Genomic DNA, 22,676 nt, shown 5'->3' on the forward strand with positions numbered 1-22,676 from the left:
CCATTAGAGCCGCTACAACTCAGATGGAGCAGGCACTATCGCCAGTTTCATCTGAGGCCATTGAGCGATTCTGCGATGCCTGTTGGCTAGAAGATGGGCTCGCTAAAAATAGCCTCGCTGCCTATCGACGGGATTTGCTTTTACTAGCCCACTGGTTGCAACAGGAGCGCGGCATCGATTTATATGCCGCCACCGAAACTGAATTAACAGCGTATATCGCACATCGTCGCGACGATAAAGCCACCACAGCCAACCGACGCCTCACCGTATTCAAACGGTTTTATCGCCACGCCTTACGTCACCAGTGGGTAAAGCGGGATCCGTGCATGACCTTGCGCGCCGCAAAACAGGCGCAGCGCTTTCCGAAGACCCTCAGCGAGGATCAAGTCACGCGCTTAATCCAGGCGCCTGACATCGAAACCCCATTAGGTTTGCGCGATCGCACCATGCTCGAGTTGATGTACGCCAGTGGCCTGCGCGTTTCTGAAATCGTTAGCCTGAAAACAGTGGCAATCAGCCTCAATGAAGGAGTAGTACGTATCGTGAACGGCAAGGGCGGCAAAGAACGCCTCGTGCCTTTTGGCGGCGAAGCCGGAGAATGGTTGCGTAAATACCTTGGAGAAACACGGGCAACCCTATTGGCAGGCAAAACATCCGATGCGGTATTCATTGGTCGGCATACCGGTGGCGCCCTGACTCGCCAAGCATTTTGGGCTTTAATAAAGCGCTATGCTGCCATCGCACAAATTCCGGTAGCGCTCTCACCGCATACCCTGCGGCATGCCTTTGCTACGCATTTACTCAATCACGGCGCTGACCTTCGAGTGGTACAGCTACTGCTAGGGCATGCCGATATATCGACTACGCAGATTTATACCCATGTTGCCCGAGAACGGCTCAAATCCATTCATCAGCACCATCACCCCAGGGGCTAGTTGCCCTAAGGACTGCGGATCCACCAAGCAGTGCTTGGATTTAAGGTAGTTTATTAATAATGATTAAGATAGTGTCATGACTTGGTTACTAATTCCCCTTGCTTACCTGATTGGCTCAATTTCGTTTGCAGTCGTCGTCAGTAAATCCATGCGTTTGCCCGATCCATATTCATATGGATCCGGTAATCCTGGTGCAACCAATGTGCTGCGCACGGGGAACAAGCGTGCTGCGGTGCTTACCTTGCTGGGCGATGCCCTTAAAGGGTTTCTGGCAGTGATCCTGGCTCGGTTGGTTTTAGGTGAGGCAATGGTGACCCAAGGCGCGGCCGCGTGGATTTTTTGCGGTGTAGTGATTGCTGTGTTCCTGGGGCATCTGTATCCCTTGTTTCATGGATTCAAGGGAGGCAAGGGTGTTGCCACTGCCTGCGGTATTTTGTTTGGAATTAATTTGACCCTGGGCCTCGCAACGTTGGCAACCTGGTTGATTGTGGCTTTCTTTTTGCGCTACTCCTCGCTCGCTGCCTTGGCCGCCGCTATCTTTGGCCCAGCTTATTTTGTTTTCTTGTTTGGTTTTCAGCCCATGGCGATTGCGCTCAGCGTGGTATGTGCTTTACTGATCTGGCGTCATCGAAGCAACATTCGTAATTTAATGAATGGCACCGAGACGCGCATTGGCAAGAAAAAAACGCCACCACCAAATCCCGCGAAGAAAATCGAATGACGATTGCATTTGCATGCGTGTTGATTGCAGGTCTACTGCCGATCGTAGCTGCAGGTATCGCCAAGTCTGGCTTTAAAAATTTTGATAACAGTAACCCGCGCCAGTGGCTAGCTCAGCAAACTGGTTTTCGGGCGCGTGCCAATGCAGCGCAAGCCAATACCTTTGAATCGATCCCCTTCTTTTTTGCTGCCATCGCCATTGCAGCGATTGCGCAGGCACCACAAGACCGCATTGATCTATTGGCAGTCATTTACGTATTAGCGCGCATCGCCTTTATTGTTTGCTATGTCGCTGACTGGCCTAAATTACGTACTGCCGTTTGGACCATAGCGTTAGCGGCAATCATTGCTATCTTTTTCCAGATTTAACCCTGGCCTGTGAAGCTAATCATTTTTGATTACTATTCATAAATTCATTAACGTACTCAAACATCCTATGCCCGCCACCAAAACCAGCAGCCGTAAGAGCAGTAGTACCCCAAAGGTAGCAAAGCAAGCCGTGGCACCAAAGCCGACTGTAAAGAAAGCAACACAGTCCAAGGCCGAGGATGGTGTGCCGCTGTCTACCATTATTCGTCGTCGCATACAGGCAAAGAAAGCCCGCTTTCATGCCAATGACAATATTTCCCAGTTCATTGAGCCAGGTGATTTAGAGGGTTTGGTCGATGAGGTAGCGGTGAAGATGCAAGCCGTTTTAGAAAGCTTGGTGATTGATACTGAGAGCGACCACAATACCCGGAACACCAGTCAACGCGTTGCCAAAATGTTTGTCAATGAAGTGTTTAATGGCCGCTACGTTGAGCAACCGGCGCTCACAAAGTTCCCAAATGTAAGTCACCTCAACGAGCTCATGATCATTGGTCCGATTACGGTCCGCAGCGCCTGCTCGCACCACCTATGCCCCATCATGGGCCGGGTTTGGATTGGGGTATTGCCGAGCAAGGAATCTGCACTCATTGGTTTGTCGAAGTATTCGCGGCTGACCGAGTGGGTGATGTGCCGCCCCCAAATTCAGGAAGAGGCAGTAGTCCATCTTGCTGACATGCTCGAGAAAAAGATTCGTCCTGTTGGGGTTGCGATTGTGATGGATGCAGACCACTTTTGCATGCAGTGGCGCGGGGTAAAGGATCGCGATTCGAAGATGATCAACAGCGTAATGCGAGGTGCGTTTTTAAAGGACGCTAATTTACGCCGCGAGTTTTTGGCACTAATGGACCGCCGCTAAAAGGACGCAGTAGGGCTGTTTTCAAATTGAGAACGATTCTCAAGAATAAGTCTATATAAATCAATTATTTAGATGGTATGTTGGTGCTAAAGTACTTCTGCTCTATGATTCATCGCAGAACTATTAGAAGTTACGTTAAATTGTTTTATGTCCTACCTTTTTGGAGAATGTATGAAGAATAGCCGTCGCCAATTTATGATCATGTCCGCTGCTGGTGCTTGCAGCATTGCACTCAGCAATACCGTTCAAGCGCAAGCCATGGTTGCTGAAACCGATCCACAAGCTGCTGCCCTCGGTTACGTAGCTGATGCAACTAAAGTAAACAAAGCCAAGTTTCCTAAGTACGCAGCCGGTCAAGTTTGCTCTAACTGCGCTCTGTACCAAGGCTCTGGCCCTACTGGTGGTTGCAGCTTGTTCGGTGCGAAAAAAGTGGCTGGCCCAGGTTGGTGCTCTGCATGGGCTAAGAAGGCTTAATTTCTAGTCAGCAATTTTCGAATCACGGTATGGCCATCTTCGGATGGCCATATTTCTTTTGGGGTAGCCAATAAATACATACTCGCTTGGCGCTGGCTTACCTAAGCGTTATTTAAAAGATGAAGAAACAAGTGAGAAGAAAAATACCAAAAGAAAAAGGCTGCCGAGGCAGCCTTTTTCAATCACAGCAAATCCAATTACACGTTTGCTAAGTGCGCTTCCAAAGTTTTGGTGAACTTGTTTGCGTGGCTACGCTCAGCCTTCGCTAAAGTCTCAAACCAGTCAGCGATTTCGTCAAAGCCTTCGTCGCGTGCAGTCTTAGCCATGCCTGGGTACATGTCGGTGTACTCGTGTGTCTCGCCTGCGATTGCAGACTTGAGTGCATCTTCAACAGTCTTTGCTGGCAAGCCAGTTTCTGGATCGCCGCTACCACCAGCAATCAAATACTCCATGTGACCATGGGCGTGACCTGTTTCACCTTCAGCGGTGGAACGGAAAACAGCTGCTACGTCGTTTGCACCAGCAACGTCAGCCATGTTTGCGAAATACAAATAACGGCGGTTGGCTTTGGATTCGCCAGCGAATGCGGCCTTCAAGGACTCTTCAGTCTTTGTGCCTTTTACAGTTTTGCTCATTTAAGGGCTCCTTGTTTTCAGTTAAATCAAAATGGAGGGGATGCAATTCAATCCAGGATTGAAGGGATCACCACAGACAAATTATGCGGATCTTTGGGGTCTAAATAATCGTATTTTTGTATTAGATCGATAGTTAAAACCATTCAAATTTGTCTTTCTGATTAACTTAATAAATGTGTCACAATTTAAAGTAAGTAAATACTAACAAATATTGAATGCAATAAACCATCCCAACCCATTGTTTTTATTATATATACTGCTGGATAAGGCTTATTCAGTTTACTTTGCCTTCAGGGCTGCGATCGATGCAGCGCAATCCCGAATGCCATAGTTGTAAAACTTGCCTGCATTTTCCTTTTTAAGGGACTGGGCGCATTCCGTAACGGAATTACGTAAATGAATTGCAGGAGCGGTGCTGGTAGCCATATCAAAATCCTCAGAAGATAAACAAAAAGAACATCAAGCCAAAATCGCAGTTTGATGTCGCTTGATTCATCCTACAGCATAAAATGAAGGCTGAACGCACTTAAAAGTAATCGAAAGACCCGTCGTTTTGTAAGTCAGTTAAGCGACATTATTGGCGCCAATTAATCCCTTTTCTAAGTGAGCCAGGAAATCCCCCATGAAAAAAACAGACCTTTACAAAAATCTGGGGCTATCCGTGGCGCACAAGATGAAAAATGCGTCCAAAGTAAAAGGCCCCGGATCAGGCGCTCAAGCCAAAACTAAGCAACAACTGGCAGATGAACTGGTAAAAGCCAATCCACTGTTAGCGGCCTTCTCCAGCAAGCCTAAGTCAAAAACAAATGAGCCCTGAACGATCGCAATATTGGCTGATTGATGTATTAAAGGTTTTAGCGGCACAAATTATTGTTTTACACCACTGCGTTAGTTATGGCGAGCTTGCCGCTGCGGCCAAAGAACTGCTCCCTAGCGTTAGCGCCTTTCTATTTGATTATGGTCGGTATGCCGTACAGATTTTCTTAGTGATGGCGGGCTACCTTGCAGCACAGTCCGCTGAAAAAGCCATTGCGATAAGCCATGCGCATTCACAGTTAAGCGGATCTCGATTGGTGCTGCAGCTGGCGATTCGCCGCTATTTGCGTTTGGTGGGCCCTTATGTTGCGGCTTTACTCATTACCATCGTGTGTGCAGCATTGGCGCGCCAGTGGTCTGCAGACGAGTACATTGGTCAGCCCGAAACCATCGCCCAAGTTTTGGCGCACCTCTTTTTATTGCAAGGTCTGCTGGGGTATGACTCCATCTCGGCAGGTGTTTGGTATGTAGCAATCGATTGGCAGCTTTTTACAGCGCTTGCAGTGATCTATGCAGTTTTTCAGAGACCGGTAATGCGTATCGGCGTCATATCTATTTTGATTGTGGCATCGCTCTTGTACTTTAATCGCCATGCTAGCTTCGAAAACAGCTTCATTTACTTTATCGGCGCTTATGGCCTAGGCATCCTAGCCTATTGGGCTGGTAGACTGAAAGCAATCAAGGCTGGCATCAATCCGGTGAATGCGAAAAGAATACTGCTGGCGATTGCCTTCATTTTGCTTCTTTCTGCTCTGCATTCAGTCTGGCTGCGCAATTACCTGGCAATTGGTATTGCATTTTTATTGCTGTATGTAGGCAATAGGTCCTATCCGAATCCGCAATCGTGGCTCGCACGTGCAATGCAGTGGGCTAGTCCTCGCGCGTATTGCGCCTTCTTAATCCACTTTGCATTCATCCTCTTGGCTAACACCGTACTACTTGCATTACATGTGGCAAGCCCTGCAATTGGATTGGGTTTGATTGTCCTTGTATCGGCACTGAGCTGGATGGCTGCAAACTATTTATACCGCTGGGTTGAGTTGCCCATTGGGCGCTGGCGTCCTGCCACATTGTTTTCCTAATCTGTACTTCGCAAAATAAAATAAGAAGCAGCCTACATAGTGACTACGGTGTTTTTAAAACCGCATGTGAAACGAGGCCGTGACTTTCTAATTTATCCCTGCCGCCTAAGCATTCAATTTCCAGCAAGCAGATCGATGCAATGGCTTGGGCACCGACTTGGTTGATTAGCTTAGCGGCAGCGATGAGCGTACCACCGGTTGCTAATACATCATCAATCAACAGGGCGCGTGAGCCGACAGGCAGTGATGTGCTTTGGATTTCCAGTGCGTCCGATCCGTATTACAAACCATACGACTCTCGGTGGCTGGCCAGCGGAAGATTATTGGGCTTGCGGACCAGCACCAGGCTTTTTTGGGTATGCAGGGAAAGTGCTGAGGCAAACACAAATCCGCGGGATTCCACCCCAACGATGTGGCTGTAGTCAAACTGCTGAGAAATGGCAGCCATATGCTGGATGGCCTCAGTAAAGGCCGCCGGGTCCCCTAGCAATGGGGAGATATCCCGAAACTGAATGCCTGGCTTTGGAAAGTCGGCAATGGTTGGCAGATAATCGAGTAATTGCATTTGCATAATGTGTATCAGTTTAGCTGTGCTGTTTATTGATTGCATGTCTGTAGCGACTACCCAAGGTAAATTTCATCATGCGCCACCCTTTTATCATTATCACTGCTCTCGAGAATGAGCTCGATCCAAAACGCCTCCCGCCAGAAACCGCAGTGGTTTATACCGGGATTGGAAAAGTAAACGCAGCAATTGCAACCTTTAAAGCAATCCAAGTCTATAGTCCACGGGAGATCATCAATTTCGGTACGGTAGGGCGAATTAACCCAGCTGTGAATGGCTTGCTGGACATTGGTAGAGTAGTCCAGCGGGATGTGTTTGCAGAGCCCTTAGCCCCGCGTGGCGAGGTGCCATTTTCTAGTCGTCCGAATGCCTATGTATCCGAGGGCGGAAAGTACGTATGTGGTTCTGGTGATAGTTTTGTAACGGAGACTGACCCATGGCTGATTGCACAAGCCATTGATGTGGTGGATATGGAGCTCTTCGCCATTGCCGCAGTGGCGCACGATGCGGATATTCCATGGCGCTCATTCAAATACATTACAGACGATGCCGATGCCTCCGCTGGTAGCGATTGGCATACGAGCGTGCAACACGGCGAAGAACTCTTTTTGCAACAACTGCGCAGGGTAATGGGGTTGTAAATCCAGTGCCCGCTTATGTTGTGGATTAGCGCATTCCAGGAAATACCTGGTGCGATAGGGGCTTGCCATTGGGTCCAATTTTGACAAGGACCATATCGCCAGAGCCAAGCACCACTCCAGTGAATGCCTCAATGTTGACGTGGTGACTGACCATGATGATGGGCGTCTTCGGAAATTGCTTCAAGCTTTTTTGTACGAGCTGACGCAGCCCTTCAGTTTGCTGATTAGATTGACCCATGCTTTCAAAAAAAGAGCCCAGCGATTTATCGATGAGTACAGGCCCTTTATTTAATAAGGTAGCGGTGTCAACACAGCGGCACCAGGGACTACTAAAGACTTTGGCGCTTTCGATGCCTTGTTGGCTTAGCCACTGCCCAGTGCGCTCAGCCTGTTTTTTTCCAAATTCACCCAAATTACGCTGCGTACTGCATTGATCAAGGCGATAGCCTGCAGGATCGCTAAAGCCAGGGGCGTCGGCATGGCGCATGAAGAGAATGTGCCCGCCATCCGTCATTGGACTAGCTAAGTTAGCAAGCGCAGCGGTGCTGAGGCAAAGCGAGATGACTAGCATCGCCATCATGCGTTGGCAGAATTGGAATTGTGCTCGCATTACCATGGCAATTTTTCCCCTGAGTAACTGTAAAAGCTGCCCGATTCAGACAGCGGTAATTGATTGAGAACGGCCAGCATATCCCGCGCCGCATCGATGGCTGGTCGGCCAATTTGCTCGCCTTTAAAAGGCTTGGAGAGCCGTGAGTTGACGGTGCCGGGGTGAAGCGCAATTAATTTGGTATTAGGCTGTGTGCGTCGCAACTCAATCGCAGTCGTTTTGAGTAGCATGTTGAGTGCTGCTTTGGATGCGCGGTAGCTATACCAACCGCCCAAGCGATTGTCTTCAATACTGCCTACTTTGGCGGAGATCACGGCCATGATGGCATTCGCTTTAGCAAGCAGGCTGCTGAATTTGGAAAGTGTTACAGCGGGGCCAAAGGCATTGATCTTAAAGATGGCCTCCAACTGACCGAAACACAAATCAGCCCCCTTCTTTTCAGGGCTCCAAGTATCTGTGTGCAAGACGCCAATGGCATTGATGATCAGGTGAAATGGCCCGCTGGACGCCAAGGCCTCTGCAGCGATTGCAATTGATGCTTCGTCTGCGTAGTTAATGGCCGGACTGGATTGGCGATGAATGCCAATCGCGTGGCTGCAACGCGGATCAGACTGAAGTAGCTCTAAAAAAGCAGATCCAATCGTTCCGGATGAGCCGATGATCAGGGCGCGATACCCCTCGGGTAGTGATGGCATCATTTAGATCCAGCCCTGTTTCCAGATGGTAGCGTCTGTTAATTCACGCCAATCAATTTGCCGCACCTCTTTACTAAAGACGGCTTCAATTTCCACGTGCTGGATGGCTTCGTGCGGTAATTCCGGCAGAATAACTTTGCTTACCAAAAAATGCTTTTGCTTTTTTATGGGATGAACGGCAGTCCACTTCGTCAGTAATAACTTTTTGGGGCTGAGTGGATTTTTATTCGGCATGCTGGATCAAGAAACGCATCAAAGAACGGTGCACTGCATGGTTTGTGTGCCCAGACGGAGCGCTCCGGATCCGGGGGTAAACCGAACCACTGCCGCTTGCGTATTGGCCGGGCAGCGCACATCAAAATAACTGTCATGGCCTAAGCTACCGCAAAAACGCAAATCCGATTTACTTTTATTGGACGGATTGACCGCAAATCCCTGTGGTGGGTCCAAGGTCATCAGTGAGCGACTAAGCACCATACTTACTTTTGCTCCATCCGCCCCTGGAATGCAACTCCAGGTGGTGTAGTCGTTTTTATCGCAAGCCGCGAGGCCGCCCAGTAGGCAGGCTAGCAAACCAAGGCGAGCGATACGGAGGGCAGGGAGCTGCATGGCAGATTGAATGAAGTAGGGATCACACCATTCTAGTGAATAAGCTCTACACTTGCTTGATATGCCATTGCCAGATCATTTCTCCCCAACCCCAGCAGAGCTGAGCTCGGCCGACGTGTCGCGCATCATCGAAATGGCATGGGAGGACCGCACGCCTTTTGAGGCCATTTTGCGCACCTATGGCTTAGCAGAGCCTGCAGTCATTCGCCTCATGCGGACTAATTTAAAGTCTGGCTCTTTTCGTTTGTGGCGTGCTCGCGTGACGGGCCGCGCAACTAAACACAGCGCATTACGCAGCTCCGATGTTGATCGGGCCTATTGCCCTACGCAATACAAGCAGTCCCACGGACGATGAAACCCTTCACCCTTTTTTACGACGGTGCCTGCCCCTTATGCCAGGCAGAAATCCTTTTTTTGCAAAGCCGCAATCAAGCAGGCTTACTTCATTTTGTTGACATTAATTCCGCGCAATACGATCCGCAAACAGTGGGGGTATCGTGCGAAGAGGCTTTAGCAAGTATGTATGGACAGATCGAGGGCGAGCCACCCATCAACGGAGTGGCCGTGTTTGGTGAGGCCTATCGCCGTGCCAATTTACCGCGGATGGCTTGGATTTTTTCGCGCCGCTGGATGATGCCGATTCTAGGGCCCAGCTACCGTTTCTTTGCCAAGCACCGCCATGGCATTTCGGGGTTTTTTGGGCCACCTCTACTGCGCCTTGCAAAGGCCCGCTGCCCAAGCAAGCCCAATTCACACTAGTTTTATCGTAGTGCTCTCAGATTTGCTTGTATCGTAGTGGCATGAAAACCATTTTTCTTCGGCTGGCATGGGTTGCATTGGGGTCTGCTATTGCCATTACGGCCGCACTTTGGGTCACGGGCAATGCGACTACGCCACTGGTTTTGGCATCGCTGGGCGGATCCACTTTGTTTCTGTTTGGCTTAACCACATTACCTCCGGCACAGCCTCGCGCATTGTTTGGCGGCCACTTTATTGCAGCTGCTGTTGGTATTGCCGCATACCAGCTTGCCGGAGACGCGCTGTGGGTAATGGCACTTGCGGTAGTTGTTGCTATCGTGTTGATGTTGCTTACCAAAACCGTCCATCCACCTGCAGGTGCTAATCCGCTCATCATGATTCAGGCGCAAGCGGGACTCATGCATTTGGGCGCAGTAGTTATGCTGGGAGTACTCACCATTTTTATCGTGGCTTGCGTGTGGAGTCGCTTGGGAGTGGGGCAATCCAAATACCCTCTGCGCTGGAACCAACCATCCCCACCCAATAGCAATTGGGGCATTTGGACTGACTCGTAAATAGCAGACGTAACTGATTTACTATTCATAAGCCCATGACAGCCCACTCTACCGATCCCAAACACCACACAGCGCATTCACTCAAGGAGCGCATGTATGTAGTCATTTTTGAATCCGATACCAAGATGGGTTTGTTGTTTGATCGCGTTTTAATTTACGCCATCTTGCTCTCCGTATTGGTGGTCGTTCTCGATAGTGTGGCATCGATTTCAAAGCAGTTCCATGGTGAATTAGTCACGCTAGAGTGGATGTTCACCATACTCTTCAGTATTGAATACATTGCACGCCTCTATTGCGCGAAGTACCGCTGGCGTTACGCAACTAGCTTCTATGGCGTGATTGATTTTCTGGCGGTGGTCCCGACGTATCTCGCTCTTCTCTTCCCTGAGCTGCATGCACTCATTGATGTGCGCGTTTTGCGTTTGATTCGGATGTTCCGCATCTTTAAATTAACCGCATACATTTCGGAGTATCAGCATCTGGCCGAAGCCCTAACCGCCAGCAGGCGCAAGATCTTAGTTTTTTTATCGGTGGTCTTGATGGTGGTGACTGTGATGGGTTCCATCATGTACGTAGTGGAAGGGCCAAGCAATGGCTTTACGAGCATTCCGATTGCGGTGTATTGGGCAATCACGACGATGACAACTGTTGGATTTGGTGACATTACTCCGCACACCGATTTGGGCAAACTCATTTCTTCGGCGATGATGCTGATGGGTTGGGGTACATTGGCCGTGCCAACGGGGATTGTGACTGCGGAGTTTGCACATCGCCGTAATCAAGAATTTGTTGCCAAAAAAACCTGCGATGCCTGTTATACCGACGGTCACGAAACAACGAATCAATACTGCAGGCATTGCGGTACTCGTTTTCCGACCCCTGAAAACTAAAAAAGCCTTCTTATCTAAGAAGGCTTTTTCGTATTAAGTAGGCTCAGTACTTAGTTAACGCCAAGTAACTCCACATCAAATACCAATGTCGCGTTGGGCGGAATAACGCCTCCTGCACCGCGTGCACCGTAGCCCATCTCCGCAGGAATGATTAAGGTGCGCTTGCCGCCGACTTTCATGCCGGCAAAACCTTCATCCCAGCCTTTAATTACACGACCGCCACCCAAGGGAAATTCAAATACTTGGCCGCGATCGACTGAGCTATCAAATTTTTTGCCTTTTAAATCAGGGGCAGCTGGGTCATGCAGCCAGCCGGTGTAATGGACCGACACATCCGATCCGGCGGTTGCTTCAGCGCCGCTGCCGACAACAGTGTCAATTTTTTGGAATTCGCTCACAGTATTTGCCTTTGTAGAAGAGGGGTTAGAAGGGGGTGGCGATGAGTCACCCGAGTGCGGCATCAAGAATGCCACAGCCAGGCCTCCGGCCAGAATCAATAAGCCGAGTTTGAGAGGGGTATTCATGGAATGGGCAGCCTAGTTTGTGTGAGGGATGATCAAAATGCACTAATTTAGTGCATTAGTAGGGAAAATGGAGTTCATTCAGCAATATGCCATCTCAGTATATAAAACCAGCGTCTTTTCCGCAAAGGCGATGCTTTAAAATGGGTTGTTAGCATGTCGAATTTTTTATTGTGCGCTTGCAGCATTGATGGCGTGAGGCATGCATCGGGCGGGTCAAAAATCATGCTCATTTGCGTTATCCAATTTAAGGAATAGTCATGGCATCAGGAAATTCAAAGATCATTTATACCTTCACAGACGAAGCCCCTGCGCTTGCAACCTGTGCATTTTTGCCGGTCATTAGTGCGTTTGCAAAATCAGCTGGCATTGATATTGTTAAAAGTGACATCTCTGTAGCGGCTCGAATCTTGGCTGAGTTTCCAGAATGCCTAACCGAGGCACAGCGTGTGCCTAATAATTTGGCCGAGCTGGGAAAGATGACTCTGCAGCCCGATACCAACATCATTAAGTTACCCAACATTAGTGCGTCTGTACCGCAGTTGCAAGATGCCATTAAGGAGTTGCAAGGCAAGGGCTATGCCATTCCTGATTTTCCAGATGATCCTAAGAATGAGGAAGAAAAAGCCATTCGGGCGCGCTATTCCAAATGCCTGGGAAGTGCCGTGAACCCTGTATTGCGCGAGGGTAATTCCGATCGCCGCGCGCCTGCCGCAGTCAAGCGCTATGCACGTAACAATCCGCACTCCATGGGTGTCTGGAGCCAAGCTTCGCGTACCCACGTATCGCATATGCATGGTGGTGATTTTTATTCAAACGAAAAATCCATGACGATGGCGAAGGCCTGCGACGTCAAAATGGACCTCGTCACCAAGAGTGGCAAGGCCATTGTCCTGAAGCCAAAAATCAGTCTGCAAGAAGGCGAAGTGATCGATAGCATGTACATGAGTAAAAAGGCCTTGTGCGCTTTTTACGAAGCAGAGATGGAAGATGCTTATAAGACTGGGCTTATGTTTTCGCTGCACGTGAAGGCAACGATGATGAAGATTTCACACCCCATCGTTTTTGGCCATGCCGTCAAAATCTTCTACAAAGACGCTTTTGCAAAACATGAAAAACTCTTTGCAGAGCTAGGTGTGAATGCCAACAATGGCCTGAGCAGCGTTTACGACAAGATTGCTAGCTTACCTGCAACCAAGCGCGACGAAATTTTAAAAGATTTGCATGCATGCCATGAGCACCGTCCTGCTTTGGCAATGGTGGATTCGGCTAAGGGCATTTCGAATCTGCATTCACCAAGCGATGTGATTGTCGATGCATCCATGCCAGCCATGATTCGCATCGGCGGCAAGATGTGGGGGGCAGATGGCCGGCCGCAAGATACCAAAGCGGTAATTCCCGAAAGTACCTTTGCTCGCATCTACCAAGAAATTATTAATTTCTGCAAAACCCACGGCAACTTTGATCCAAAAACAATGGGTACAGTACCGAACGTTGGCTTAATGGCACAACAAGCAGAAGAGTACGGCTCGCACGATAAAACCTTTGAAATCGTGGAAGCCGGTACGGCCCGTATCGTCGCCGATGATGGCACTGTTTTGCTCGAGCAGAATGTAGAAGAGGGCGATATTTGGCGCATGTGCCAAGTAAAAGATGCGCCGATTCGGGATTGGGTCAAGTTGGCGGTGAATCGTGCCCGTTTGTCAAATACTCCGGCTGTATTCTGGCTGGATGAGTATCGCCCACATGAGGCCGAGTTAATTAAAAAAGTAAAGACCTACTTGAAGGATTACGACCTCAACGGTCTTGATATTCAGATCATGTCGCAAACACGGGCGATGCGTTACACCCTCGAGCGCGTGATCCGCGGCAAGGATACGATTTCCGTGACCGGCAATATCTTGCGTGACTACCTCACGGACTTGTTCCCTATTTTGGAATTAGGCACCAGCGCCAAGATGTTATCGATTGTTCCCTTGATGGCTGGCGGCGGGCTGTTTGAAACGGGTGCGGGCGGCTCGGCTCCAAAGCACGTCAAACAATTGGTTGAAGAAAATCATTTACGTTGGGATTCCTTAGGTGAGTTTATGGCTCTAGCCGTTTCGCTCGAAGACATCGGCGATAAAACCGGCAACCAAAAAGCTAAAATTTTGGCACGTACCTTGGATGAGGCAACTGGCGCTCTGCTCGAGAATCGCAAGTCGCCGTCCACCAAAACAGGTGAGCTTGATAACCGCGGCAGTCAGTTTTACTTATCGATGTATTGGGCTCAAGCATTGGCCCAGCAAACCGAAGATAAAGCGCTGCAGGCCCACTTTGCACCCATCGCAAAAGCACTTGAGGCGCAAGAAAAAACCATCGTGGATGAGCTTAATAGCGTTCAAGGTAAGTCGGTTGACATCGGCGGATATTATTTTGCAGAGCCGGCGAAGTGTGATGCAGTAATGCGTCCCAGCAAAACCTTCAACGCCATTATTGAGTCTGCATAGCCTCACTCTTTTTTCTATTTAGTCGAAGCGAATGGCAAATACCCAGTGGTTTGCCATTCGTTAAAACGCAATTGGCAGTGCAGTTAATCCCAGATTTTTTATGGGTATTGCGGTTTTTGGTGCAAAGCCGCAAATTGCCTAAGTTTATGTTTTAATTCTTATAACGAAGCACTGGGGAGTAGCTAGCTCAGCAATGAGTCCCGTTTTACCGTCATTTCGTTTGGACCTTTTTTGATGAGGCTCCAAGCCGGTATCGGGGTGGACATAGTCCAAGGCAAGACCATTTGTTTTTGAATGGTTAATGGTTTTTTATTTCTCAGGTACAGGATGCGTATTCGATATTTCCGAATTGGTAGATTGATGGCTTGCATGCCCCTAGCGGCATCACTTTTCATCGGCGCATCAAACGTAACTGCTCAGCCCAAATCAGATTTGCCGCCGCCAAGCCAAAAGGCAGTGGCCGCGGCTCCTGGCACCATCTATACCCTAGAGCAATTAATTCAGCTGGCATTGGAATCCAATCCCCGTATATTGGCTGCGCGCGACCAAGCAGCTGCTGCCACTGGGCAATTGCGCGCCGCCAAAGCCGTGCCAAACCCCCAATTTGAGTACAACACGGGACAACAGCGCTCGGCTACTGGACCATTGACTACCGGCAATGTCTCTTCTTGGTCGGTGACTCAGCCACTGGATATGCCTTATACCCGCTTCCCCCGTGTGGATGCGGCAGAGGCCAATGCTCGCGGTGCCCAAGCTACGCGCGTTGCCTTTGAGGTGGAAGCCATTGCGAATGTGCAAATGCGTTATTACGAGTTGCTCCGCAGAGAAGCTGAGGCACGGGCAGCAAATGAAGACTTAGACCTAACGAAACAAATTCGGGATCGCATGCAACTGCGCTATGACGTGGGTGAGACCGCACGCTTTGAATTGATCCGCGCGCAGACGGAATTTTTGAATGCGCAAATGAATGCCGAATCGAGTAAGCTGCGCATCGAGCAAGCACGTGGATTGCTGCGTCAAACGGTGGGGCATCAACTTACCGCTGATTTTGCATTGGCAGCGCACAGCCAAAAAGCGAACGAGTTACCACCACTCGAGACACTGCTGAACGAAGTACGCAATCAAAGTCCGGAACTACAAAAAGCGAAAGCGCAAGTAGAGTCAACCCAATCCCGGCTCAGCTTTGAAAAAAACGCACGCCTGCCGAACTTGGCTGTAAAAGCGCAGCAATACAATGACCCAAATTTCACCGATCGATTGTATGGATTGGTGGTGACTATTCCCATTTGGGATTTTAGGGGCGGTCAAATTGCCGAGGCGGAAGCCAATGCATCGAAAGCCAAAAATGAATTCAATGCCCAAACGCAAAGCCTAGAGCAGCAAATGCAATCGGCTTATAAGCTCTATCTGATTGCCAGCTACCAGGTGCAAATCTTAGATCAAGAGGTAGTGCAGTTAGCTGCCAGCGCTCGCCGCATTGCAGAAATTTCCTATCGTTTTGGAGAGCGTGGGATGCTCGAGTACCTCGATGCGCAGCGTACCTTTCGTGCGGCGCGTAATGACTTAATTAAAGCCCGTTTTGATCTGGCATCGATCACGACGGAGATTCAGCGTTTACGTGCGAGCCCAGAGTGGGTCGCCAAACTCGAAGGTGATAAATAATGAATCCCCAGTTACTGATTCTTCTCAAGCAAATTAGAGATCAGTTGATCGTCTTAAAAAATCGCCTCTTGCAATATGCTGAAGAAGCGTATGACAGCGTGCGGGCGACGCAAAAGCAGTTGTATGTCCAAGCATTTGATTGGATGGCGGTGCGCGTTCCAGCCTTGACGGATACCTATTTACAAGCACCACAATGGTTTAAAAAGGGACTGTTTGTATTGCCGTGGTTGATTATTGTCTTCTCAACGCTCAACTATTTCGATGTATTTGATCCTAAGCCAGCCGTCAAATCCGTTCAGGACCCCAATATTGTTTATGTGAATGACGATTTGCGCAGCATGATTAAAGACGGCAAGGCAGAGCTCGGGCAATTTACCGAAGAGGTGCGGGTCTCCGGGCGTATTGATTTTAATGAATCCTTTTTAGCGCGCATTGGTGCCAACGTAACCGGACGGGTCTCGGAAATCTTAGGTTTTCCAGGTCAAATGGTGAAGCAAGGTGATTTGCTGGCCAAGATTACATCGACTGAGTTAACGCAATCCCAATTAGCCTATTTGCAGGCCAGAAGCGGTAGTCAGCTTGCCGAACAGGCCGCCAATCGAGCACGTATTCTATATAAAGAAGACGTTATTGCACTCGCCGAGTTGCAGCGCCGCGAAGCCGAGGCGACCAGTGCCAAAGCTCAATTTGGCGCAGCCAACGATCAGTTACGAGTGCAAGGCATGGATCAAGCCAGCATTGATCGCTTGGCCAAAACCAGCGTAATTAAGTCCGTGAATAACGTGCTGGCTACCATCGACGGGGAGATCGTTGAGCGCAAGATCACCAAAGGCCAGGTGGTACAGCCTGCTGAGGCCTTGTTTACGGTTGCAGACCTGGACGCCTTGTGGGCGATTGCGGAAGTGCCGGAGAGTGCTGCGTACTTAATCCGTAAGGGCCAAAAATCATCCATCATCGTTCCTGCTTTACGCAACCAAACCATTGAGGGCGTTATCTCGCACGTTGATTCCATCGTGAATCCAACAACCCGAACCGTTTTAGTGCGCATGGATGTTCCCAATCAAAGCGGCCAAGTTAAACCTGGGATGTTGGCGACCATGTTGATTGATAGTCAGCCCCGTGAACGTTTACTTGTTCCTTTAGAGGCGATTGTTCGCGAAGACAACTCTGACTATGTCTATGTACGCGAAGACGATGATCGCTATCGCATGGTTCAAGTTAAGCTTGGTCCAGAGGGCAAGGGCTTTAGGCCTGTGCAGTCGGGGCTTAAAGAAGGTGCTGAGATCGTGATTCAAGGGGCTTATCACCTCAATACTGAGCGCAAGAAGCAGCTTTCTGGTGGTTAATGTACCCAATTTCCTTGCCACTTCTATTTAGGTAAATAAACCCACGCCATGATTGAAAAAATAGTCCGCCTTGCACTACAGCAGCGTCTATTGATCCTGATTATTTCGGTGGTGCTGCTGATTGCCGGTTTGATTGCAACTAAGCGCTTGTCCGTTGACGCCTTCCCGGATGTGACCAACGTGCAGGTGCAGATTGCAAGTGAGGCCCCAGGCCGATCGCCAGAAGAGGTGGAGCGTTTTGTCACGATTCCGATTGAGCTCAGCATGACCGGTTTACCGGGTTTGGTGGAGATGCGCTCCCTTAATCGCAATGGCATCTCCATTGTGACCCTCGTGTTTACCGAAAAAACCGATGTCTATTTTGCAAGGCAATTAGTTTTAGAGCGTTTGATCGAGGCTGCTTCGCGCATGCCGATCGGTGTCGTTCCGGTTTTGGCGCCCCTATCCACTGGTTTGGGCGAGGTCTATCAATACACCATCAATCACCCCACCGATGGCAATAAAGAAATTGGCGCGGATGAACTGGCTGACCGCAGGACAATTCAGGATTGGATCGTTCGGCCGATGTTGCGTTCCATTCCAGGGGTTGCGGAAATTAATACCCAAGGGGGCTATGCCAAGGAATACCAAGTATTGGTTAATCCCGAACGCTTGCGCCATTATCAAATTAGCCTGCAGGATGTCTACGAGGCTTTAGCTCGTAACAATGCCAATTCTGGTGGTGGACAGTTGCCGACTTATTCAGAGCGCTATCTAATTCGAGGGGTAGGTTTAATTGCTAAGCCCGAAGACATTGGCAAGATCATTCTGAAAGAGGTTAGGGGTACACCGGTTTATGTTCGCAATGTGGCGGATGTAACCATCGGCAGCGAGGTCAGACAAGGGGCTGCAATCCTCAATGGCACGACCGAAAGTGTTGCTGGAATTATGCAAATGATTCGTGGGGGCAATGCGCGTGAAGTGGTGAGCCGAATTAAGTTAAAGGTCCGTGAAATTAATGAGGGAAAACTGTTGCCAGACGGTTTGCAGATCATCCCTTTTTATGACCGCACCGATCTGATTGATGCTGCGATGTTTAACGTAGCCAAGGTATTGATTGAGGGCATCATCCTGGTGATTGTCTTGCTCTTTTTGTTCTTGGGTGATGTGCGCTCGTCGATCATCGTAGTCGCGACTTTAATTCTCACTCCGCTCCTGACTTTTCTAGTCATGAATCGCTATGGCATTTCGGCAAACTTGATGTCGCTTGGAGGCCTTGCCATTGCGGTGGGCATTATGGTGGATGGCTCGGTGGTGGTGGTTGAAAACACCTTTGCCAAATTAGGCGCCCGCCTGAAGTCAGGTGAATCCAAAAACCGTATCATCTTAGAAGCGGCAACTGAAGTGGGCAAGCCCGTCCTGTTCGGTGTTGGCATCATCATTTTGGTATTTATGCCATTGCTCTCTTTAGAGGGAATGGAGGGCAAGATGTTTGCGCCGATGGCCATCACGATTGCGATTGCCTTAACCATTTCTTTGATTCTGTCTTTTACGCTTTCGCCGGTCTTATGCTCCTACATCTTGAAGGGCGGCGGCGAAGAAGATACCCGTATTGTTAGAACCCTCAGAACACCGTATACCAAGTGGCTTCATTGGTGCTTGGATAATCCGAAATTAGTCGTGAAGCGCGCTATTATTTTGCTGCTGACGAGTTTTGTTGCATTTACGATGCTCGGTAAATCCTTTATTCCAGTGATGCAAGAGGGCTCGATTACGCCTTTAATCGCTAAGTCGCCGAATATTTCCTTGGATGAGTCCATTAAGCTGGAATTTGAAGCGATGAAGCGCATCATGACCGTCCCCGGTGTTGAGCGCGTTGTGTCGCGCTTGGGCCGCGGTGAGTCACCCGCCGATCCTGGTCAGCCGTTTGAGTCCGATCCGATTGTCACGCTCAAACCATTAGGCGATCGGGACTTGAGTCAGGAAGAGATTGCGAACCAAATTCGGGAGAAGTTAAAAACCTTGCCCGGTGTTGAGCTATCGATTTCCCAGCCCATTGCCGCGCGGGTTGATGAGATGGTTTCGGGCGTGCGCTCTCAGGTTGCGATCAAGATCTTCGGCCAAGACCTTGCGGAGCTTAAAAAGCTCGGCGATCAAATCAGCCAAGTGCTCAGTAATATGAAGGGCAGTACCGACTTGCGGATAGAGAAGACGTCAGGCCAGAACTACCTCAATATTAAGATCGATCGGGATGCAATTGCGCGCTACGGTATTAATGTTTCAGATGTCAATGAAGTCATCGAAACCGCGATTGGCGGTAAGCAAGCCTCTATTGTGTATGAGGGTGAGCGCCGCTTCCCCTTGATGCTGCGCTACCCTGCGCCCTACCGCGACAACGTGGAAGCAATTTCTGGAATCATTTTGCATTCACCCAATGGTGCACAAGTGCTGCTACGTGATTTGGCAGAGATCAGTTTGATTGATGGCCCTGCGCAAATTTCGCGGGAGAGCGGTAAACGTCGCCTCGTGATTGGTGTGAACGTAGAAGGCCGAGATCTCGGCGGTTTTGTGCAAGAGGCCCAAGAGGAAATCGCCAAGAAAGTATCGCTACCAGAGGGATATAGCTTGCAATGGGGTGGTCAATTTGAAAATATGGAACGGGCGATGGCGCGTTTAATGATCATTATCCCAATTACGATTGCGGCGATTTTCTTCCTTCTTTTCATGTTGTTTAATTCGATCCGCTTGGCTGGCTTGATTATTTTGGTTCTCCCCTTTGCATCGATCGGCGGAATTTTTGGCTTGCTCATTAGTGGCGAGTATTTATCGGTACCAGCAGCGGTTGGATTTATCAATTTGTGGGGTATCGCCGTATTAAATGGTGTGGTTCTGATCTCCTTTATTAAGCAGCTGCGAGAAGAGGGACGTTCGATGCAAGATGCCTTAATTGAGGGGTGTGAGCATCGCTTCCGGCCGGTGATGATGACAGCATCCGTTGCGATGCTGGCGTTGGTGCCGATGCTATTCTCGGGCGGCCCGGGTTCAGAGGTGACTCGGCCCTTGGCAGTGGTGGTTATTTCAGGTTTAATTACCTCAACTGCCCTAACATTATTGGTATTACCGGTCTTGTACCGCACATTTGAAGAAAAAGAGATAGAAGCATGATCGAAATTAAAGCCGTCTTTCGCCCTGGTCGATTGCCTGCCTTGCGCAATGCCTTGATGGATACACCAGGCTTTCCTGGGATGACCGTAACCCGAGTGGAAGGCTGCAGTGCACCAGGAAGTACTGCTAAATCATCGATCAAAGAAGAGTTAACCGACTATTCGGCAAAAGTGCGGATTGAAATTGTCTGTAGCGATGACGTAGCTGATCGCCTGATGGATCGCATTGTCGAGGTTTGCCAAACCGGACAAATTGGTGATGGGGTTGTATGGAAAACCGATGTGGATAAGGTTTTCTTTATTGCCAAGAACTACGGTACAACGTAATCCATTTTCGCTGTACTGAAATAAAAAAAGCCTCGCAATTAGCGAGGCTTTTTACTGCCCTGCAGGGGCATTCGAGTGCGGCTGTTATTTGATTAAGACCACTGGCTGTTTTGCACCAGAAACAATCTTTTGGGCAATCGAGCCCATGATCATGTCGATAAAGCCGCTACGGCCTTTGGAGCCCATCACAATCATATCCATTTTCTCTTTATTCGCTAGAGCAAGAATTTCATCAGAAATATTGCCACGCTTAATCACAATCGTGTATTTGATGCCAGCTGCATCCAATGCTTTTTGTGCCGGCTTGAGCTCTTTTTCACTGATTTCACGCAGGTAATCATCGACCACGCTCTTGGCCACAAATTGCTTGACGTGGTTAAGACCAACATCGTCATGCACATTGATCAGGGTAACAACGCACTTGCTTTTCAGATCGGCTGATAACTTAGCAACATATTTGCAAGCATTGATGGCAGATTTTGAGCCGTCTACGGGTAATAGGATTTTCATGATTCCTCCTTGTGGATGATTGCGCGCTCTTGTTTTAGTAACAATTGCTACCAATTAAGTTTAGCACTCACATCACCAAAATTCTTACTTAAAAAGTCCTTGTGACTTGATGCAAATCAAATCCGGTTGGGATTTTTAATCGTTTGTTTGGCGCAGGATCTTTGCTTACTTAATTAGGGCCAAGGTATTTTTAAAGTTAGGGTGCTTGCAGGTCTTTAGCCACTCAAATGCCAACATTTCAACGGTCTTGAGTGTGGCGCCCGATTCTTTTAGGCGCATAGTGGCTATGGTTTTATCGAGGGACTGGCGTGAGCCGATGGCATCAACCGCAATCGAGACTGCAAAACCCTGTTCAAGTAGTCCAAGTGCAGTTTGCATGAGGCAAACGTGGGCCTCGCAGCCAACCAATACCAATTGCTTACGATCTGTGGGGATATGGCTGATGAGTCCATCGCTGCAGCCATCAAAGTGAAATTTCGTCACTGTTGTTTGGCAGAGTGCCTTTAATTGAGGGTGGTTTTCCCCAAGGCCTGTTGGGTTTTCTTCGGTGCCAATGATGGGTATACCCAGTTGCTGGGCAATTTTGGCCAGCCGGATACATTGGCTGAGTACGTGTGCATGGTCCTCAATCGCCGGCATGAGCTTGGACTGCATATCGATGATGAGTAATACACTTTGATCGGGAGAGGCAAGCATAGCGGTTGTACCTGATTGTGGTAATTTAATGTGTACATTTTCATTCTATCCCCACTTCTATAAGGAGTACACCTGCATGCACTCACTCATTCAATACACGCGTCCCGATGGCCAATCCGTGAATGCCTATCTTGCTGAGCCAGAACAGGGGTCGAATAGACCTGGGGTAGTTGTGATTCAGGAGTGGTGGGGCCTGGATGATCAGATTAAAGCCGTAGCCGATCAATTGGCTGCAGCCGGATACCGCGCCTTAGTGCCTGATTTGTATCGCGGTAAGTTGGCCTTAGAGGCGAAAGAGGCGGAGCACTTGATGGGGGACCTGAACTTTGGTGATGTTGCCTCGCAAGATATTCGAGGGGCAGTGCAGTTCCTCAAGAAAACCGGCAGCCCCAAAGTTGCCGTCACCGGCTTTTGCATGGGTGGGGCGCTAACCCTATTATCCGCAGTCCACGTACCTGAATTGGATGCAAGTGTGGTTTGGTATGGCTATCCTCCACTCGAATACATTGATGCCAGCAAAATTCAGAAACCACTTCAGGGCCACTGGGCTTTGCACGATGAATTTTTCCCGATCACTGGCGTTGATCAACTGGAAGTTAATCTCAAAGCAGCGAATACACCGTACACCTTCTATCGCTATGACGCAAAGCATGCCTTCACAAATCCGGAAGCGGATGCGCGGCATCTACCCCCTTTGCAATACAACGCTGCAGCCACTAAAGAAGCATGGCAACGTACCCATGCGTTTTTAAAGGCGCATCTAGGGTAATGA

At 49.2% G+C, this 22,676-nt stretch carries 29 protein-coding genes; 18 read left to right on the forward strand and 11 right to left on the reverse strand.

The genetic code is table 11. From position 1 onward, the window contains the following. Window positions 1–23: 23 nt before the first annotated feature. The 5 genes from xerD to AOC34_RS01785 all read left to right on the forward strand — a co-directional run bounded on the left by xerD (window position 24) and on the right by AOC34_RS01785 (window position 3,354). On the forward strand, window positions 24–935 hold the full coding sequence (gene xerD, locus AOC34_RS01765; RefSeq protein WP_108468492.1) for a site-specific tyrosine recombinase XerD: 912 nt from the start codon (window positions 24–26) through the stop codon (window positions 933–935). 76 nt (window positions 936–1,011) lie between these two features. Beyond that, complete coding sequence (gene plsY / locus AOC34_RS01770; protein WP_108468493.1) at window positions 1,012–1,656, forward strand: glycerol-3-phosphate 1-O-acyltransferase PlsY; 645 nt, start codon at window positions 1,012–1,014, stop codon at window positions 1,654–1,656. After that, the gene (locus tag AOC34_RS01775) at window positions 1,653–2,024 is read left to right on the forward strand and encodes an MAPEG family protein (RefSeq protein ID WP_108468494.1); all 372 of its coding nucleotides are present in this window, start codon (window positions 1,653–1,655) and stop codon (window positions 2,022–2,024) included. The genes plsY and AOC34_RS01775 overlap by 4 nt, the downstream gene beginning before the upstream one ends. Before the next feature lie 67 nt (window positions 2,025–2,091). Continuing rightward, entirely contained in the window at window positions 2,092–2,880 is a 789-nt protein-coding gene (gene folE, locus AOC34_RS01780) for a GTP cyclohydrolase I (protein WP_108468495.1), read from the forward strand. 171 nt (window positions 2,881–3,051) lie between these two features. Beyond that, a complete protein-coding gene (locus AOC34_RS01785) occupies window positions 3,052–3,354 on the forward strand; it encodes a high-potential iron-sulfur protein (protein ID WP_108468496.1) in 303 nt (100 codons plus the stop codon). 197 nt (window positions 3,355–3,551) lie between these two features. On the opposite strand, the gene AOC34_RS01790 is transcribed toward AOC34_RS01785, so the two are convergent. Together AOC34_RS01790 and AOC34_RS10205 are read right to left on the reverse strand one after the other, a co-directional pair. Then, on the reverse strand, window positions 3,552–3,989 hold the full coding sequence (locus AOC34_RS01790) for a rubrerythrin family protein (protein WP_108468497.1): 438 nt from the start codon (window positions 3,987–3,989) through the stop codon (window positions 3,552–3,554). 279 nt (window positions 3,990–4,268) lie between these two features. Continuing rightward, window positions 4,269–4,415 (reverse strand): hypothetical protein, encoded by a 147-nt coding sequence (locus AOC34_RS10205; RefSeq protein WP_159074777.1) that lies wholly within the window; start codon window positions 4,413–4,415, stop codon window positions 4,269–4,271. A gap of 196 nt (window positions 4,416–4,611) precedes the next feature. On the opposite strand from AOC34_RS10205, the gene AOC34_RS01795 reads away from it, so the two are divergent. Further along, complete coding sequence (locus tag AOC34_RS01795) at window positions 4,612–4,806, forward strand: hypothetical protein (protein WP_108468498.1); 195 nt, start codon at window positions 4,612–4,614, stop codon at window positions 4,804–4,806. Beyond that, window positions 4,796–5,887: an acyltransferase family protein gene (locus AOC34_RS01800; protein ID WP_108468499.1), complete on the forward strand. Its 1,092-nt coding sequence runs from the start codon at window positions 4,796–4,798 to the stop codon at window positions 5,885–5,887. The genes AOC34_RS01795 and AOC34_RS01800 overlap by 11 nt, the downstream gene beginning before the upstream one ends. Window positions 5,888–5,930: 43 nt before the next feature. On the opposite strand, the gene AOC34_RS10320 is transcribed toward AOC34_RS01800, so the two are convergent. Beyond that, window positions 5,931–6,152 (reverse strand): phosphoribosyltransferase family protein, encoded by a 222-nt coding sequence (locus tag AOC34_RS10320; protein WP_325051259.1) that lies wholly within the window; start codon window positions 6,150–6,152, stop codon window positions 5,931–5,933. A gap of 15 nt (window positions 6,153–6,167) precedes the next feature. Continuing rightward, window positions 6,168–6,452 carry a type I phosphoribosyltransferase gene (locus AOC34_RS10325; RefSeq protein ID WP_234408127.1) on the reverse strand — a complete coding sequence of 95 codons (285 nt, stop codon included), beginning with the start codon at window positions 6,450–6,452 and terminating at the stop codon, window positions 6,168–6,170. Window positions 6,453–6,529: 77 nt separating this feature from the next. On the opposite strand from AOC34_RS10325, the gene AOC34_RS01810 reads away from it, so the two are divergent. Then, window positions 6,530–7,093 carry a phosphorylase family protein gene (locus AOC34_RS01810; RefSeq protein WP_108468500.1) on the forward strand — a complete coding sequence of 188 codons (564 nt, stop codon included), beginning with the start codon at window positions 6,530–6,532 and terminating at the stop codon, window positions 7,091–7,093. Between the two features lie 25 nt (window positions 7,094–7,118). Here the strand turns inward: AOC34_RS01810 and AOC34_RS01815 are convergent, their stop codons facing one another. From AOC34_RS01815 to AOC34_RS01830, 4 genes are read right to left on the reverse strand one after another with little or no spacing between them, the layout of a single operon-like run. Further along, entirely contained in the window at window positions 7,119–7,703 is a 585-nt protein-coding gene (locus AOC34_RS01815; RefSeq protein ID WP_234408128.1) for a histidine phosphatase family protein, read from the reverse strand. Continuing rightward, complete coding sequence (locus AOC34_RS01820; RefSeq protein ID WP_325051258.1) at window positions 7,703–8,401, reverse strand: SDR family NAD(P)-dependent oxidoreductase; 699 nt, start codon at window positions 8,399–8,401, stop codon at window positions 7,703–7,705. The genes AOC34_RS01815 and AOC34_RS01820 overlap by 1 nt, the downstream gene beginning before the upstream one ends. Continuing rightward, window positions 8,402–8,632, reverse strand: coding sequence for a TIGR02450 family Trp-rich protein (locus AOC34_RS01825; RefSeq protein ID WP_108468502.1), 231 nt, complete (start codon window positions 8,630–8,632; stop codon window positions 8,402–8,404). An 18-nt stretch (window positions 8,633–8,650) separates the two neighbouring features. Beyond that, window positions 8,651–9,007, reverse strand: coding sequence for a hypothetical protein (locus AOC34_RS01830; RefSeq protein WP_108468503.1), 357 nt, complete (start codon window positions 9,005–9,007; stop codon window positions 8,651–8,653). A 61-nt stretch (window positions 9,008–9,068) separates the two neighbouring features. On the opposite strand from AOC34_RS01830, the gene AOC34_RS01835 reads away from it, so the two are divergent. The 4 genes from AOC34_RS01835 to AOC34_RS01850 are packed head-to-tail and all read left to right on the forward strand — an operon-like array spanning window position 9,069 to window position 11,210. After that, the gene (locus AOC34_RS01835) at window positions 9,069–9,362 is read left to right on the forward strand and encodes a TIGR03643 family protein (RefSeq protein WP_108468504.1); all 294 of its coding nucleotides are present in this window, start codon (window positions 9,069–9,071) and stop codon (window positions 9,360–9,362) included. Next, window positions 9,359–9,766: a thiol-disulfide oxidoreductase DCC family protein gene (locus AOC34_RS01840; protein ID WP_108468505.1), complete on the forward strand. Its 408-nt coding sequence runs from the start codon at window positions 9,359–9,361 to the stop codon at window positions 9,764–9,766. The genes AOC34_RS01835 and AOC34_RS01840 overlap by 4 nt, the downstream gene beginning before the upstream one ends. A gap of 41 nt (window positions 9,767–9,807) precedes the next feature. After that, a complete protein-coding gene (locus AOC34_RS01845) occupies window positions 9,808–10,320 on the forward strand; it encodes an HPP family protein (protein WP_108468506.1) in 513 nt (170 codons plus the stop codon). A 35-nt stretch (window positions 10,321–10,355) separates the two neighbouring features. Continuing rightward, the gene (locus tag AOC34_RS01850; protein ID WP_108468507.1) at window positions 10,356–11,210 is read left to right on the forward strand and encodes an ion transporter; all 855 of its coding nucleotides are present in this window, start codon (window positions 10,356–10,358) and stop codon (window positions 11,208–11,210) included. Between the two features lie 50 nt (window positions 11,211–11,260). Here the strand turns inward: AOC34_RS01850 and AOC34_RS01855 are convergent, their stop codons facing one another. After that, window positions 11,261–11,671, reverse strand: a complete 411-nt coding sequence (locus AOC34_RS01855; RefSeq protein WP_108469993.1) for an FKBP-type peptidyl-prolyl cis-trans isomerase — start codon at window positions 11,669–11,671, stop codon at window positions 11,261–11,263. A 320-nt stretch (window positions 11,672–11,991) separates the two neighbouring features. Here AOC34_RS01855 and AOC34_RS01860 point away from each other — a divergent pair, with 320 nt between their 5' ends. The 5 genes from AOC34_RS01860 to AOC34_RS01880 all read left to right on the forward strand — a co-directional run bounded on the left by AOC34_RS01860 (window position 11,992) and on the right by AOC34_RS01880 (window position 20,698). Further along, the gene (locus AOC34_RS01860; protein ID WP_108468508.1) at window positions 11,992–14,220 is read left to right on the forward strand and encodes an NADP-dependent isocitrate dehydrogenase; all 2,229 of its coding nucleotides are present in this window, start codon (window positions 11,992–11,994) and stop codon (window positions 14,218–14,220) included. 360 nt (window positions 14,221–14,580) lie between these two features. Beyond that, window positions 14,581–15,882 carry a TolC family protein gene (locus tag AOC34_RS01865; RefSeq protein WP_159074778.1) on the forward strand — a complete coding sequence of 434 codons (1,302 nt, stop codon included), beginning with the start codon at window positions 14,581–14,583 and terminating at the stop codon, window positions 15,880–15,882. Continuing rightward, window positions 15,882–17,228, forward strand: a complete 1,347-nt coding sequence (locus AOC34_RS01870) for an efflux RND transporter periplasmic adaptor subunit (protein WP_108468510.1) — start codon at window positions 15,882–15,884, stop codon at window positions 17,226–17,228. The genes AOC34_RS01865 and AOC34_RS01870 overlap by 1 nt, the downstream gene beginning before the upstream one ends. A 48-nt stretch (window positions 17,229–17,276) precedes the next feature. Beyond that, window positions 17,277–20,372 (forward strand): efflux RND transporter permease subunit, encoded by a 3,096-nt coding sequence (locus tag AOC34_RS01875; protein WP_108468511.1) that lies wholly within the window; start codon window positions 17,277–17,279, stop codon window positions 20,370–20,372. Beyond that, complete coding sequence (locus tag AOC34_RS01880) at window positions 20,369–20,698, forward strand: P-II family nitrogen regulator (protein WP_108468512.1); 330 nt, start codon at window positions 20,369–20,371, stop codon at window positions 20,696–20,698. Before AOC34_RS01875 ends, AOC34_RS01880 begins: the two co-directional genes overlap by 4 nt. An 84-nt stretch (window positions 20,699–20,782) precedes the next feature. Here AOC34_RS01880 and AOC34_RS01885 read toward each other — a convergent pair whose 3' ends face one another. Further along, complete coding sequence (locus AOC34_RS01885; protein ID WP_108468513.1) at window positions 20,783–21,208, reverse strand: universal stress protein; 426 nt, start codon at window positions 21,206–21,208, stop codon at window positions 20,783–20,785. Window positions 21,209–21,373: 165 nt separating this feature from the next. After that, on the reverse strand, window positions 21,374–21,904 hold the full coding sequence (locus AOC34_RS01890) for an isochorismatase family protein (protein ID WP_108468514.1): 531 nt from the start codon (window positions 21,902–21,904) through the stop codon (window positions 21,374–21,376). Between the two features lie 76 nt (window positions 21,905–21,980). Here AOC34_RS01890 and AOC34_RS01895 point away from each other — a divergent pair, with 76 nt between their 5' ends. Next, window positions 21,981–22,673 carry a dienelactone hydrolase family protein gene (locus AOC34_RS01895; RefSeq protein ID WP_108468515.1) on the forward strand — a complete coding sequence of 231 codons (693 nt, stop codon included), beginning with the start codon at window positions 21,981–21,983 and terminating at the stop codon, window positions 22,671–22,673. Window positions 22,674–22,676: the final 3 nt, after the last annotated feature.

Source organism: Polynucleobacter difficilis, assembly GCF_003065365.1.
Lineage (GTDB): Bacteria > Pseudomonadota > Gammaproteobacteria > Burkholderiales > Burkholderiaceae > Polynucleobacter > Polynucleobacter difficilis.